Annotated in this window: 15 protein-coding genes; 1 reads left to right on the top strand and 14 read right to left on the bottom strand. The window is 64.1% G+C overall.

What is annotated here, in order from left to right:
* Nucleotides 1–31: 31 nt before the first annotated feature.
* From N7607_RS18775 to flhA, 7 genes are all read right to left on the bottom strand, one after another.
* Nucleotides 32–2,251 (bottom strand): chemotaxis protein CheA, encoded by a 2,220-nt coding sequence (locus N7607_RS18775; RefSeq protein WP_279867369.1) that lies wholly within the window; start codon nt 2,249–2,251, stop codon nt 32–34.
* Between the two features lie 29 nt (nt 2,252–2,280).
* Nucleotides 2,281–3,069, bottom strand: a complete 789-nt coding sequence (locus N7607_RS18770) for a protein phosphatase CheZ (protein WP_279867368.1) — start codon at nt 3,067–3,069, stop codon at nt 2,281–2,283.
* Nucleotides 3,070–3,088: 19 nt separating this feature from the next.
* The gene (locus tag N7607_RS18765) at nt 3,089–3,463 is read right to left on the bottom strand and encodes a chemotaxis response regulator CheY (RefSeq protein ID WP_171016308.1); all 375 of its coding nucleotides are present in this window, start codon (nt 3,461–3,463) and stop codon (nt 3,089–3,091) included.
* A gap of 83 nt (nt 3,464–3,546) precedes the next feature.
* Nucleotides 3,547–4,293: an RNA polymerase sigma factor FliA gene (fliA, locus tag N7607_RS18760; RefSeq protein ID WP_279867367.1), complete on the bottom strand. Its 747-nt coding sequence runs from the start codon at nt 4,291–4,293 to the stop codon at nt 3,547–3,549.
* Nucleotides 4,290–5,123, bottom strand: a complete 834-nt coding sequence (gene fleN / locus N7607_RS18755; RefSeq protein WP_137972858.1) for a flagellar synthesis regulator FleN — start codon at nt 5,121–5,123, stop codon at nt 4,290–4,292. The genes fliA and fleN overlap by 4 nt, the downstream gene beginning before the upstream one ends.
* Before the next feature lie 96 nt (nt 5,124–5,219).
* Nucleotides 5,220–6,545: a flagellar biosynthesis protein FlhF gene (gene flhF / locus N7607_RS18750; RefSeq protein WP_279867365.1), complete on the bottom strand. Its 1,326-nt coding sequence runs from the start codon at nt 6,543–6,545 to the stop codon at nt 5,220–5,222.
* A gap of 12 nt (nt 6,546–6,557) precedes the next feature.
* The gene (flhA, locus tag N7607_RS18745; protein WP_279867364.1) at nt 6,558–8,681 is read right to left on the bottom strand and encodes a flagellar biosynthesis protein FlhA; all 2,124 of its coding nucleotides are present in this window, start codon (nt 8,679–8,681) and stop codon (nt 6,558–6,560) included.
* Nucleotides 8,682–8,863: 182 nt separating this feature from the next.
* Here flhA and sodC point away from each other — a divergent pair, with 182 nt between their 5' ends.
* Nucleotides 8,864–9,385, top strand: a complete 522-nt coding sequence (gene sodC, locus N7607_RS18740; protein ID WP_279867362.1) for a superoxide dismutase [Cu-Zn] SodC — start codon at nt 8,864–8,866, stop codon at nt 9,383–9,385.
* Nucleotides 9,386–9,389: 4 nt separating this feature from the next.
* Here sodC and flhB read toward each other — a convergent pair whose 3' ends face one another.
* The 7 genes from flhB to fliM all read right to left on the bottom strand — a co-directional run bounded on the left by flhB (nt 9,390) and on the right by fliM (nt 14,361).
* Complete coding sequence (gene flhB / locus N7607_RS18735; RefSeq protein ID WP_279867361.1) at nt 9,390–10,526, bottom strand: flagellar biosynthesis protein FlhB; 1,137 nt, start codon at nt 10,524–10,526, stop codon at nt 9,390–9,392.
* A gap of 12 nt (nt 10,527–10,538) precedes the next feature.
* Nucleotides 10,539–11,315, bottom strand: coding sequence for a flagellar biosynthetic protein FliR (gene fliR / locus N7607_RS18730; RefSeq protein ID WP_279867360.1), 777 nt, complete (start codon nt 11,313–11,315; stop codon nt 10,539–10,541).
* Nucleotides 11,315–11,584 (bottom strand): flagellar biosynthesis protein FliQ, encoded by a 270-nt coding sequence (fliQ, locus tag N7607_RS18725; RefSeq protein WP_279867358.1) that lies wholly within the window; start codon nt 11,582–11,584, stop codon nt 11,315–11,317. The genes fliR and fliQ overlap by 1 nt, the downstream gene beginning before the upstream one ends.
* 11 nt (nt 11,585–11,595) lie before the next feature.
* Nucleotides 11,596–12,384: a flagellar type III secretion system pore protein FliP gene (gene fliP / locus N7607_RS18720; protein ID WP_279867357.1), complete on the bottom strand. Its 789-nt coding sequence runs from the start codon at nt 12,382–12,384 to the stop codon at nt 11,596–11,598.
* Nucleotides 12,384–12,818: a flagellar biosynthetic protein FliO gene (fliO, locus tag N7607_RS18715; RefSeq protein WP_279867356.1), complete on the bottom strand. Its 435-nt coding sequence runs from the start codon at nt 12,816–12,818 to the stop codon at nt 12,384–12,386. Before fliO ends, fliP begins: the two co-directional genes overlap by 1 nt.
* Nucleotides 12,819–12,825: 7 nt before the next feature.
* Complete coding sequence (gene fliN, locus N7607_RS18710; RefSeq protein WP_279867355.1) at nt 12,826–13,305, bottom strand: flagellar motor switch protein FliN; 480 nt, start codon at nt 13,303–13,305, stop codon at nt 12,826–12,828.
* A gap of 84 nt (nt 13,306–13,389) precedes the next feature.
* Nucleotides 13,390–14,361 carry a flagellar motor switch protein FliM gene (gene fliM / locus N7607_RS18705; protein WP_279867353.1) on the bottom strand — a complete coding sequence of 324 codons (972 nt, stop codon included), beginning with the start codon at nt 14,359–14,361 and terminating at the stop codon, nt 13,390–13,392.
* Nucleotides 14,362–14,369 lie beyond the last annotated feature (8 nt).

Here is a 14,369-nt window from a genome sequence, read left to right as displayed (position 1 = left end):
CAGAGCGACTGGCCGGGCCAGCCGCGATCGATCAGATACGACGCGCGTAGCGCTTGAGCATGCTCGGCACGTCGAGGATGAGGGCGATGCGCCCGTCACCGGTAATGGTAGCGCCAGACATACCGGGCGTGCCCTGCAGCATCTTGCCGAGTGGCTTGATCACCACTTCTTCCTGGCCCACCAACTGGTCGACCACGAAGCCGATGCGCTGGCTGCCCACGGTGAGGATCACCACGTGGCCTTCGCGTTGTTCCTCGTTGGAGGCACCGACCACCAGCCAGCGCTTGAGATAGAACAGCGGCAGCGCCTTGTCGCGCACGATCACCACTTCCTGGCCGTCCACCACGTTGGTGCGCGACAGGTCGAGATGGAAGATCTCGTTGACGTTGACCAGCGGGAAGGCGAAGGCCTGGTTGGCCAGCATCACCATCAGGGTCGGCATGATCGCCAGGGTCAGCGGCACCTTGATGATGATCTTCGAGCCCTGGCCCTTGGCCGAGTGCACGTTGATGATGCCGTTGAGCTGGGAAATCTTGGTCTTCACCACGTCCATGCCGACACCACGGCCGGACACATCGGAAATCTCGGTCTTGGTCGAGAAGCCCGGGGCAAAGATCAGGTTGTAGCACTCGGTCTCGCTCAGGCGGTCGGCCGCGTCCTTGTCCAGCAGCCCCTTCTCCACCGCCTTGGCGCGGAGGATTTCCGGGTCCATGCCTTTGCCGTCGTCGGAGATCGACAGCAGGATGTGGTCACCCTCCTGCTCGGCGGACAGCACCACGCGCCCACCGCGTGCCTTGCCGGCGGCCTCGCGCTCGTCCGGGCCCTCGATGCCGTGGTCGACTGCGTTGCGCACCAAGTGCACCAGCGGATCGGCCAGGGCCTCGACCAGGTTCTTGTCGAGGTCGGTCTCTTCGCCGACCAGCTCCAGGTTGATCTCTTTCTTCAGGTTGCGCGCCAGATCGCGGACCAGGCGCGGGAAGCGCCCGAAGACCTTCTTGATCGGCTGCATGCGGGTCTTCATCACCGAGGTCTGCAGATCGGCGGTGACCACGTCGAGATTGGACACGGCCTTGGCCATGGCCTCGTCGCCGCTGTTCAGGCCCAGGCGAACCAGGCGATTACGCACCAGCACCAGCTCGCCGACCATATTCATGATCTCGTCCAGGCGCGCGGTATCGACCCGCACCGTGGTTTCCGCCTCGCTGGCGGCACCGGCTGGTGCACCGCCCGCAGCAGCTGGCGCCGGCGCCGGCACCGCGGCGGCGGGCTTGGCTGGCTCGGGTTTGGCCGCCGGTTTGGCGACAGGCTTGGCCGGTTCGGCTTTTTTCGGCTCCGCCTTCTTGGTGGTCGGGGCAGCGGCCGCAGGCTTGGCAGCTGGCGCGGCGCTCTCGTCCGGGCCGGTGAACTTGCCCTTGCCGTGCAGCTGATCGAGCAGTGCCTCGAACTCGTCGTCGGTGATTTCGTCACCACCACCGGCTGCCGCGGGCGCGGCGGCCGCCGGCTTGGGCGCAGGCGCCGCTTCTTCGGCGCTGAACTTGCCCTTGCCGTGCAACTGGTCGAGCAGCGCCTCGAATTCGTCGTCGGTGATCTCGTCACCGCCGGCGGCCGGCGCAGGAGCGGCAGCCTTAACCGAAACGGCAGGAGCCTCGTCCGCGGCGAACTTGCCCTTGCCGTGCAGCTGGTCGAGCAGTGCTTCGAATTCGTCGTCGGTGATCTCGTCACCGCCGGCTGCCGGCGCGGGAGCCTCTGCCGGCTGGTCGCCGATGGCATCCAGGAGCTGTTCGAACTCGCTGTCGGAGATGTCTTCATCGGCGGCCGCTTCCGGCTCCGGCTCGGCCGCGGCGGCCAACTCTTCGGCGCTTTCCGGCTCGGCCAGGCGCGACAGTGCGGCCAGCAATTCGGGGGATGCGGGGGTAGGCTCGACCCGCTCGCGCACCTGGCTGAACATCTCGTTGACCGAGTCCAGCGCCTGCAGCACCACGTCCATCAGTTCGGCGGTAACGCGGCGCTCACCCTTGCGCAGGATGTCGAATACGTTCTCCGCAATGTGGCAGCACTCCACCAGCTCGTTCAGCTGGAGGAAGCCCGCGCCACCCTTGACGGTGTGGAAACCACGGAAAATCGCATTGAGCAGGTCCATGTCATCGGGTCGGCTTTCCAGCTCGACCAGTTGCTCGGACAGCAACTCAAGAATTTCGCCGGCCTCTACCAGGAAGTCCTGGAGGATTTCTTCATCGGCGTCGAAGCTCATCGGTGCGCTCCAAAGGCTCTGTTAGAGCCTTAAAATCCAAGGCTGGACAGCAGATCGTCGACGTCGTCCTGACTGGACGCCACGTCCTCACGCTTATCGGCATGAATCTGCGGACCTTCACCCTTGGAAGGCTCTTTTTGTTGTTCTTGCTCGGCGCGAAGCGCTGCGTGGTCGTGCTCGATGCCAGCGAAACGGTCGACGTGGCTGGCCATGAGCACCAGCTTGAGCAGGTTGCTTTCCACTTCGGTGACCAACTGGGTCACCCGCTTGATCACTTGCCCGGTGAGATCCTGGAAGTCCTGCGCCAGCAGAATGTCGTTCAGGTGGCCGGAGAGTTTCTGGCTGTCGCGCTCGCTGCGGGCGAGGTACAGCTCGATGCGTTTGGCCAGGTCGCGGAAGGCGTCGGCGCTCATCTCGCGGCGCATGAACTTGCCCCATTCGGCCGACAGGCTCTGCGCCTCGTCGCCCAGGTCATTAACCAGCGGCGCGCTCTGCTCGACCAGGTCCATGGTGCGGTTGGCCGCCTTCTCGGTCATCGTGACCACATAGGACAGACGCTCGGTGGCATCGGATATCTGCGAGATTTCCTGGGCGCCCGGCATGCGCGGGTCGATCTGGAAATTGACTATCGCGTTGTGCAGCTCGCGGGTGAGCTTACCGACTTCCTGGTACAGGCCATGATCGCGCGCCTTGCCCAGCTCATGGATCAGCTGTACCGCTTCGCCGAAACGGCCCTTCTCCAGGCTTTCGACGAGTTGGGTCGCATGTGTCTTCAGGGTCGATTCGAGTTCGCCCAGGGTTGAATCATCGTTTGCCATAGCGCCCTCGCGGCGGACATCAGCCGTTAACCCGTTCGAAGATCTTCTCGATCTTCTCCTTAAGCACCTGGGCGGTGAACGGCTTGACCACGTAGCCATTCACACCGGCCTGGGCGGCTTCGATGATCTGCTCGCGCTTGGCTTCTGCAGTCACCATCAGCACCGGCAGGGTCTTCAGGCGGTCATCGGCGCGCACCGCACGCAACAGGTCGATGCCGGTCATGCCGGGCATGTTCCAGTCGGTCACCAGGAAGTCGAAGCTGCCGCTCTGCAGCATGGGCAGAGCGGTGTTGCCGTCGTCGGCCTCCGCGGTATTGGTGAACCCCAGATCACGCAGGAGGTTCTTGATGATCCGTCGCATCGTCGAAAAATCGTCAACGATGAGGATTTTCATGTTCTTGTCCAAGTCGACCTCCGTACAGTCCTAAACGCCTCCGGCAGCCCGGTAGCGTCGCAAATCATGAAACCGGTTAGCCGTCAGCTGGCCCGCCACTCGCCCAACCTGGACCGCAGACGCGCGGCGCACTGGCTGTGCAACTGGCTGACCCGGGATTCGCTGACCCCCAGGACTTCGCCGATTTCCTTCAAATTCAATTCTTCGTCGTAGTACAGCGACAGCACCAGGCGCTCGCGCTCCGGCAGGTTGGCGATGGCATCGGCCAGGGCCGCCTGGAAGCGCTCATCTTCCAGACCATGCAGGGGCCCTCCGTGACTGCTGCTGACATCCTCGTGCATACCGCCGCTCTCGCCGTCCTGAACCAGGTCGTCGAAGCTGAACAGGCGGCTGCCCAGAGTGTCGCCAAGAATGCCGTAGTAATCCTCGAGACTCAATTGGAGTTCGGCCGCAACCTCTTGATCTTTAGCGTCTCTTCCGGTGCGCGCCTCGATTGCGCGAATCGCGTCGCTGACCATGCGGGTATTACGGTGTACCGAACGCGGCGCCCAATCGCCCTTGCGCACCTCGTCCAGCATGGCGCCGCGGATGCGGATGCCGGCGTAGGTTTCGAAGCTGGCGCCCTTGCTGCCGTCGTATTTCTTCGAAGCTTCCAGCAGACCGATCATGCCCGCCTGGATCAGGTCATCGACCTGCACGCTGGCCGGCAAGCGCGCCAGCAGGTGATAGGCGATGCGCTTGACCAGGGGCGCGTAGCGCTCGATCAATTGGTGCTGGGAATCCTGCGCCTGCGCCTTGTTGTACATGCGTAGTCCACTGGCTGCTGTCATACGGCCGTACCCGCGATCGGTTGCTGCACCAGACGCTCGACGAAGAACTCCAGATGGCCGCGCGGGTTGGCCGGTAGCGGCCAGGTGTCGACTTTCTGGGCGATCGCCTTGAACGCCAGTGCGCATTTCGAGCGCGGGAAGGCTTCGTATACCGCGCGCTGCTTCTGCACGGCCTTGCGTACGGACTCGTCGTAAGGGACGGCGCCGACGTACTGCAAAGCCACATCGAGAAAACGGTCGGTTACCTTGGTCAGCTTAGCAAACAGATTGCGCCCTTCCTGCGGCGTATGGGCCATGTTGGCCAGCACACGGAAGCGGCTCATGCCGTAATCGCGATTGAGCAGCTTGATCAGCGCATAGGCGTCGGTGATCGAGGTCGGCTCGTCGCAGACCACCACGATGACTTCCTGCGCCGCGCGCACGAAGCTGACCACGCCGTCGCCAATGCCGGCGGCGGTGTCGATGACCAGTACATCGAGGTTGTCGCTGATGTCGCTGAAGGCCTGGATCAGGCCGGCATGCTGCACCGGCGACAACTGCACCATGCTCTGCGTGCCGGACGCCGCCGGCACGATGCGCACACCGCCGGGGCCCTGGATCAGCACATCCTTGAGATCGCACTCGCCGGCGATCACGTCGGCCAGGGTGCGCTTGGCGGTCAGGCCGAGCAGGACGTCGACGTTGGCCAGGCCCAGGTCGGCGTCCATCAGCATGACCCGGCGACCGAGGTCGGCCAGCGCCAGTGACAGATTCACCGACACGTTGGTCTTGCCGACACCGCCCTTGCCGCCTGTGACTGCGATCACCTGTACGGGATGCATACTACCCATGTTCTTCTCTTACCTTGTCTTGCCTGGACTGGGCTGGTCGGGCAACCACACCGACCCTTTCCTAACACTAGAACGCCTTGCACGCTGCCGCCTGCCTTACCCCACGCGGCGCGCCGGGTGGTGATACAGGCCGGCGAACATATCCGCCATGGCCTCCTCGCTCGGATCGTCGGCGGTCTGCAGGCTCACGGCGCGGCTCACCAACTGATGGCTGCGCGGCACCTGCAGATCGTCCGGAATCTTCGGCCCATCTGCCAGATAGGCTACCGGTAGATGCTGGCTGATAGCCAGCCCCAGAACTTCACCCAGGTTGGCGGCTTCATCGACCTTGCTCAGGATGCACCCGGCCAGGCCGCACAGCTTGTAGCTGTGATAGGCGGCCTTGAGCACCTGAGCCTGGCTGGTAGCGGCCAGCACCAGATAGTTTTTCGATTTGACCCCACGCGCGGCCAGACTCTCCAACTGCAGACGCAGCGCAGGGTCATTGCCCGGCAGGCCGGCGGTATCGATCAACACCACCTTCTTGCGCGCCAGCGGGGCCAGGGCCTGGACCAGCGACTGGCCCGGGTCGACCTGGGTCACCGGTACGTTGAGGATGCGGCCGAGGGTCTTGATCTGCTCCTGGGCGCCGATGCGGAAGCTGTCCATGCTGACCAGGGCGATGCTCTGCGGGCCGTATTTCAGCACGTAGCGCGCGGCCATCTTGGCCAGGGTGGTGGTCTTGCCCATGCCGGCGGGACCGACCAGGGCAATCACACCGCCCTCTTCCAGCGGCTCGACGTCGGGCGTCTTGATCGCGTGGGCCAGATGGGCCAGCAGCATGCGCCAGGCCTGGCGCGGCTCGGCGACCTTGGCCACGCGCTCCAGCAGGGCCTTGGACAGCTCGGCGGACAGGCCCATCCGCTGCAGGCGGCGCCACAGGTTGGCCTGTTGCGGCTTGCGATTCTGCAGCTGGCCCCAGGCGATGGAGCCCAGCTGTACTTCGATCAACTCGCGTAGGCCGTGCAGCTCAAAGCGCATGGCATCCAAGGCGCGCTGATCCACCGCAGCGGCAGCCGGCTTGGCTGCAGGTTGTGCGGCGACCACCGGACGCTGGGCCTTGACGGCGGTGGCCGGCAGCTCCGGGGCGACCAGCGATTCGTTGGCGAACAGTTGACGATCCTTGCGCTCGTCAGCCACGGCACGCACGGTCAGTTCGGCCTGGGCATTGGCGATTTTCGCCTGGGTCTTGCGCAGCTCGGCTTCCAGCGCCGGGTTGGCCTGACGCGCCGGGGTCGTCGGCTGGTAATCCAGGGCCGCGGTCAGCTCCACGCCACCGGCCACACGGCGATTGCCAATGATGGCGGCATCGGCGCCCAGCTCATCACGCACCAGTTTCATGGCGGTACGCATATCGGCGGCGAAGAAGCGTTTGACTTGCATGGCTTAGAACCCTCAGTTCTGGCCGACCGTAGCAACGATCGTGACCTGCTTGTTATCCGGTATTTCCTGGTAGGCCAGTACATGCATGGCCGGTACGGCGAGCCGCGCGAATCGCGACAGCATCGCCCGGACCGGACCGGCTACCAGCAGGATCACCGGTTTGCCGAGCATTTCCTGGCGCTGCGTCGCTTCCACCAGGGAGCGTTGCAGCTTCTCGGCCATGCCGGGCTCGAGGAGGATGCCATCCTCGGAGCCCTGACCGGCCTTCTGCAGGCTATTGAGCAATAACTGTTCCAACCTGGGTTCCAGAGTGATCACAGGCAGCTCCGGCTCTAGTCCCACAATGCTTTGCACGATTGCGCGAGAAAGCGCGACGCGAACCGCGGCCACCATCGCGGCGGGATCTTGACTCTTGCCGGCCACGTTGGAGATGGCTTCGGCGATGCTGCGGATGTCGCGCACCGGCACCTGTTCCTGCAGCAGGGTCTGCAGCACCCGCAGCAGGGTGGACAAGGAAATCATGCCCGGCACCAGCTCCTCGGCCAGCTTCGGCGAGCTCTTGGCCAGCAGCTGCATCAATTGCTGGACCTCTTCGTGGCCGAGCAGTTCATGGGCATGCTTGTGCAGCACCTGGTTGAGATGGGTGGCGACCACGGTACTGGCATCCACCACCGTGTAGCCGAGCGATTGCGCCTGGTCGCGCTGGGTCGGATCGATCCACACCGCCTCCAGTCCGAACGCCGGATCTTTGGCGGCGATGCCATTGAGGGTGCCGAACACCTGGCCGGGGTTGATCGCCAGTTCGCGCTCCGGATACACCTCGGCCTCGGCCACGCTGACGCCCATCAGGGTCAGGCGATAGGCGTTGGGCAACAGGTCGAGGTTGTCGCGGATATGCACGGACGGCATCAGAAAGCCCATTTCCTGGGACAGCTTCTTGCGCACACCCTTGATCCGCGCCAGCAGCTGGCCGCCTTGGTTGCGGTCGACCAGCGGAATCAGGCGATAACCCACTTCCAGGCCGACCATGTCCACCGGAGTCACGTCGTCCCAGCCCAGCTCCTTGACCTCCTGGGCCTTTTGCGCCGGCAGCAGCTCCTGCTGACGCTGGACTTCCTTGACCGCATCCTCCTTGGTCTTGCGCTGCTTGTGCGCGATCCAGTAGGCCGCACCGGCGGCCACCAGACCGAGGCTGATAAAGGAAAAGTGCGGCATGCCCGGCACCAGACCCATGGCGATCATGATCGCCGCCGACACGGCCAGGGCCTTGGGTGAGGCGAACATCTGCCGGCTGACCTGGGCGCCCATGTCTTCCGAGGTGGATACGCGGGTCACCATGATCGCGGCGGCGGTGGACAGCAGCAGGGACGGGATCTGCGCCACCAGGCCGTCACCGATGGTCAGCAGGGTGTAGATACGCCCGGCGTCGCCGAAACTCAGGTCGTGCTGCAATACACCGATAGCGATACCACCGATCAAGTTGATGAACAGAATCAGCAGGCCGGCGACGGCGTCACCACGGACGAATTTCGAGGCACCGTCCATCGAGCCGTAGAAGTCGGCCTCCTGGGCCACCTCGGTACGGCGCTTCTTGGCCTCGGCCTGGTCGATCAGGCCGGCGTTGAGGTCGGCGTCGATGGCCATCTGCTTGCCAGGCATGGCGTCCAAGGTGAAGCGTGCGCTTACCTCGGAGATACGCCCGGCGCCCTTGGTGACCACCACGAAGTTGATGATCATCAAGATGGCGAACACCACGGCACCAACCACGTAGTTGCCGCCGATCACCACCTCACCGAAGGCCTGGATCACTTTGCCCGCGGCATCGTGACCCTCCTGGCCGTGCAGCAGCACCACGCGCGTGGACGCCACGTTCAACGCCAGGCGCAGCAGGGTCGCGGCCAGCAGCACCGTGGGGAACACGGCGAAGTCCAGCGGGCGCAGGGAGTAGATGGCGACCAGCAGTACCACGATGGACAGGGCGATGCTGAAGGTGAACAGCACGTCGAGCAGGAACGGCGGGATCGGCAGCATGACCATGGCGAGCATGACCAGCAGCAGCAACGGGATGCCCAGATTGCCCTGGCGCAACCCCACCAGATTGCTGCGTACATCACCGATGATTTGCGCCCGATCCACTGCCACTTGATTACCCCAGCCAGTTCAATCTTTTGACGCGAAAAGGCGCCGTGGGCAGGTCAGAGCAAGAACCCGGCCAGATTTCCCAGGCTATTGAAAAACAATGGCTTACATTCGAAACAGGAAACCCTGGCAGCGGCTGACAGTCACAAGCTCTCCAACCACTTATCAGGAGAACCGCCATGCGCCCATGGACCCTCGCCGCCCTGCTCGTCGCGGCCGGCAGCGTGCAAGCCGCCCCGCTCAACATCCCGCTGCACGCCGTGGATGCCAAAGGCAGCGGCCAGCAGGTCGGTAGCGTCAAGGTCGAGCAGAGCCGCTATGGCCTGGTCTTCACCCCTGCCCTGTCCGGCCTGGTGCCGGGCATCCATGGCTTCCACCTGCACACCAACCCGGACTGCGCGCCTGGCAGCAAGGACGGCCAGCCCTCGGCCGCCGAAATGGCTGGCGGCCACTGGGACCCGGACGGCGCCGGCAAGCACGGCACGCCGTGGCAGGACGACGCCCATCGTGGCGACCTGCCGGCGCTGTACGTGGATGCCAGCGGCAACGCCGGGCAGCCGGTGCTGGCGCCGCGCCTGAAAAGCCTGGACGAGCTCAAGGGCCATGCCCTGATGATTCACGCCGGAGGCGACAACCATGCCGACCACCCCAAGCCGCTGGGCGGTGGTGGTGTGCGCGTGGCTTGCGGCGTGATCGAGTGACGCGTCACTCGTCGCGACGCAGGTCCGGCGGGATGGGCAGATTCGCCAGCGGCGCCGGGCGCTTGCCCTTGCCGGAGCGGAACTGCTTGAGCTGGTAGACGTAGGCCAGTACCTGGGCCACGGCCAGGTACAGGCCGGCGGGAATCTCCTGGTCCACCTCGGTGGAGTAGAACACCGCCCGCGCCAGGGCCGGCGATTCGAGCAGCGTGACCTTGTGCTCCTGGGCGATCTCGCGAATCTTCAGCGCCAGGAAGTCGCCGCCCTTGGCCAGCAGCATCGGCGCATTGCCCTTCGCCGGGTCGTACTTCAGTGCCACGGCGAAGTGGGTCGGGTTGGTGATCACCACGTCGGCCTCGGGCACCTGCTGCATCATCCGCCGCTCGGCCATCTGCCGCTGCAACTGGCGAATCTTCGACTTGACCTCGGGCTTGCCCTCGCTGTCCTTGTATTCGTCGCGCACTTCCTGCTTGGTCATCATCAGCTTCTGCTTGGTGTCCCAGAGCTGGAACGGCACATCCACAGCGGCAATCAGGATCAGCCCGCAGGCCATCCACAGCAGGCTCCAGCCGGTTACCTGCATGGCATGCAGGATGGCCGACTCGACCGACTCGTTGGCGATGGCCAGCAAGTCGTCCTGGTCCGACTTGAGCACCGCCAGGGCCACCATCAGGATGATCACGAACTTGGCCAATGCCTTGAGCAGCTCCACCAGGGCCTTGGTGGAAAACATGCGCTTGAGCCCTTCCAGCGGGTTCATCCGGCTGAACTTGGGCGCCAGCGCTTCGGCGGAAAATAGCCAGCCGCCCAGGGCCACGGGGCCGATGATCGAGGCAATAAGCATCACCACAAAGAATGACTGCAACGCCAATAGAGCTTCGAAACCCGTGGCGAGCAAGTGGCGGGCCATGGAGCCTTCGTCCAGCAACACCTCACGCGGCAGGGCAAAGTTGCCGCGCATCGTCCCCAGCAACACTTGGCCTATATCTGCACCGTAAATCAGCAGCGCCGCCGCCCCTCCGAGGGTCACCGCCAAGGTGCCGAGCTCCTTGGAGCGGGCTATCTGGCCTTTCTTGCGCGCCTCTTCCAGGCGCTTGCCAGTGGGTTCCTCACTCTTGTCCGCGCCGCTTTCGCTCTCAGCCATGGCAGAGCCTCCTCAGCGTATGCGCGCCAGTTCGCGCAGTTGTTGCAGAGCCTCGCTGGTGAGCGTCTGAAAATGTGCGAGGAAGTCGGAAAGCCCTATCCAGAAAATCAGCAGGCCCAAGACCAGCGTCAGGGGGAAGCCAATGGAAAAGATGTTCAATTGTGGCGCCGCTCGGGTCATCACACCGAAGGCCAGGTTGATGATCAGCAGCGCAGTGACCACCGGCAGCGCGATCAACAGACCGGCGGCGATCACCCAGGTCAACTTACCGGCCAGGGTCCAGTAGTGATCCAGCAGCAAACCCTCACCCACCGGCAGAGTGACGAAGCTTTCCGCCAGCACCTCGAACACCACCAGATGGCCGTTCATGGCCAGGAACAGCAGGGTCACCAGCATCAGCAGGAACTGGCCGAGCACCGGCACTGACACGCCATTGGCCGGGTCGACCATGGAGGCGAAGCCCAGGCCCATCTGCGTGGCAATCAGTTGTCCGGCAACCGTAAAGAGGTGGAAGTACAACTGCAGAATGAAGCCGAACATCACCCCGACCAGCACCTGCTCACCGATCAGCAGCATGGACTGCAGGCTCACGGCGTCCACCTGCGGCATCGGCGGCAGGTTCGGCGCCAGTACCAGGCAGATGGCCAGGGACAGGTACAGGCGCACCCGCATCGGCACCAGCTGGGTACCGATCACCGGCATCACCATCAGCATGGAGGCGATGCGGAACAGCGGCAGGAGGTACTGGCCTACCCAGCCGCCGATCTGCATGTTGGTCAGCTCCAACATCAGCCGATCAACAGCGGAATGTTCTGCACCAGCGTCTGGGTGTACTCCATCAGCTCGCGCACCAGCCAGGGGCCGGCCCACATCAGCGTCAGCAGCATCACCAACAGGCGTGGAACGAAGCTCAGGGTCTGTTCGTTGATCTGCGTGGCGGCCTGGAACATGGCCACCAGCAGCCCCACCAGCAGGCTCGGCAGCACCAGCAGGCCGACGATCAGGGCGGTCAGCCAGAGCGCTTCGCGGAACAGGTCGACGGCGATTTCCGGGGTCATCTGCGCGTCCTCTATAACGTGCCGAAACTACCGGCAAGGGTGCCCATGATCAGCGCCCAGCCATCGATCAGGACGAACAGCATGATCTTGAACGGCAGGGAAATGATCAGCGGCGACAGCATCATCATACCCATGGCCATGAGGATGCTCGCCACCACCATGTCGATGATCAGGAACGGGATGAAGATCATGAAGCCGATCTGGAATGCGGTCTTCAGCTCGGAGGTGACGAAGGCCGGGATCAGGATGGTCAGCGGCGCCTGCTCCGGCGAGAGGATGTCGGTGCGCTTGGACAGGCGCACGAACAGCTCCAGGTCCGAGGCGCGGGTCTGCGCCAGCATGAACTCCTTGATCGGCACCTCGGCCTTGGCGATCGCCTGCGGCGCCGTCAATTGCTCGTTGAGATAGGGCTGCAGGGCGTCGCGGTTAATCTGTTCGAACACCGGCGCCATGATGAACATGGTCAGGAACAGGGCCAGACCGATGAGTATCTGGTTCGATGGGGTCTGCTGCAGGCCCAGGGCCTGGCGCAGGATGGAAAACACGATGATGATCCGGGTGAAGCTGGTCATCAGCATGACGAATGCCGGGATAAAGCTCAGCGCCGTCATGATCAGCAGGATCTGCAGGCTGACCGAGTACTCCTGCTGCCCCTCCGCGTCGGTGGACAGGGTAATGGCCGGGATCGACAGCGGATTTTCGCCCTGCTGGATCAGCGCAGAAACGCCCGGCGGAGTCTCTTCGGCGAAAGCCAGCGAGGCGCCCAGGCTGAGAACCAGTACCAGCAACAAACGCAGCATCAGGATTTGTCCTTCTGGTCCTTGCCAAGCAGTTCCATCAGGCGCTGGGCGAACTCGGGCGTGGCGGGCTCGGCAGCTTCCAGGCTTACCGGCTCCTTGAGCACGTGCAGCGGTGTGATGCGTCCGGCAGTGAGGCCGAGCAGTACCTGCTCGCCGCCCACTTGCACCAGCAATAGGCGGTCACGCGGACCGAGGGCCTGGCTGGCTACCAGCTTGATCGCCTGGTTGCCGCGCGGGCCGATCTGCTGCACCCGCCGCATCACCCAGGCCAGGGCGAAGATCAGGCCGATCACCAGCAACAGGCCGAGCAGCAGCTGCGCCAGCTGGCTGCCGATGTCGCTACCGGCCATGGGGGTGGTCACCGCCTTGGCCGCCGGCTCGGCGGCCAGTACCGTCAACGGGGCCAGCAGGAAAAGGCTGCAGAATGCGCGCATCATCGCCTCAACGCAGCTTCTTGATGCGTTCGCTGGGGCTGATCACATCGGTCAGGCGAATGCCGAACTTCTCGTTGACCACCACCACTTCGCCGTGGGCGATCAGGGTGCCGTTGACCAGCACGTCCAGCGGCTCGCCGGCCAGGCGGTCCAGCTCCACCACCGAGCCCTGGTTGAGCTGCAGCAGATTGCGGATGGAAATCTCGGTGCTGCCCACTTCCATGGAGATGGACACCGGGATATCGAGGATCACATCCAGGTTCGGTCCATCCAGCGAGACCGGGCCATTGCCCGGCTTGGGTGCGGCACCGAATTCCTCCATCGCCATGCGCGGCGCGGCCGGTGCTGCAGCACCGCCGCCCTGGCTCATCAGCGCGTCGATGTCCGCCTGCCCGGCGTCATCACCGGCCTCGGCGAGGGCCGCGGCCCATTCGTCGGCCAGGGCCTGCTCCTCGGGGCTGGTGCCTTGTTCGTTTTCGTCTGCCATCGCTCTACCTCGGCTGGCTGTTCATCTGAGGGGCAGTCGGACCGAAAGCGACTGCCCGGAAAATTGACCCAGGGCTCCGCGCGCTCAGCGCATGCGCTCCACGGGTTCGAGAATCTGCAGGGCCAGATTGCCCTTGTGGGCACCCAGCTTGACCTTGAAGGCCGGCACGCCGTTGGCGCGCATGATCATCTGCTCCGGCAGGTCCACCGGAATCACGTCGCCGGGCTGCATATGCAGGATGTCGCGCAGCTTGAGTTCGCGGCGCGCCAGGGTCGCCCCGAGCGGCACGCTGACATCGAGGATGTCCTCGCGCAGGGCCTTGATCCAGCGCTCGTCCTGATCGTCCACGTCGGACTGGAAGCCGGCGTCGAGCATCTCGCGGATCGGCTCGATCATCGAATAGGGCATGGTGATATGCAGGTCGCCGCCGCCGCCGTCCAGTTCGATATGGAAGGTGGACACCACCACCACTTCGCTGGGGCTGACGATGTTGGCCAGGGCCGGGTTCACTTCCGAGTTCATGTACTCGAAATTGACGTCCATCACCGCGTGCCAGGCCTCCTTGAGATCGATGAAGGCCTGATCGATGACCATGCGCACCACGCGCAGCTCGGTGGGAGTGAACTCGCGGCCCTCGATCTTGGCGTGGCGGCCGTCGCCGCCGAAGAAGTTGTCCACCAGCTTGAACACCAGCTTGGCGTCGAGGATGAACAGCGCGGTGCCGCGCAGCGGCTTCATCTTCACCAGGTTAAGGCTGGTCGGCACGTACAGCGAGTGCACGTACTCGCCGAACTTCATCACCTGCACCCCGCCCACCGCCACATCGGCGGAGCGGCGCAGCAGGTTGAACATGCTGATGCGGGTGTAGCGAGCGAAGCGCTCGTTGATCATCTCCAGGGTCGGCATGCGTCCGCGGACGATGCGATCCTGGCTGGTCAGGTCGTAGTTCTTGACGCTGCCCGGGTCGGCATCGGCCTCGGTCTCGACCAGGCCATCGTCGACGCCATGCAGCAGCGCGTCGATCTCATCCTGTGACAGCAGGTCTTGTACGGCCATGCGGGGCT

This window comes from Pseudomonas sp. GD04019, assembly GCF_029837695.1.
Taxonomy (GTDB): domain Bacteria; phylum Pseudomonadota; class Gammaproteobacteria; order Pseudomonadales; family Pseudomonadaceae; genus Aquipseudomonas.
Note: the sequence above shows the minus strand (reverse complement) of the source record. Positions and strands in the feature narration are given on the sequence as shown.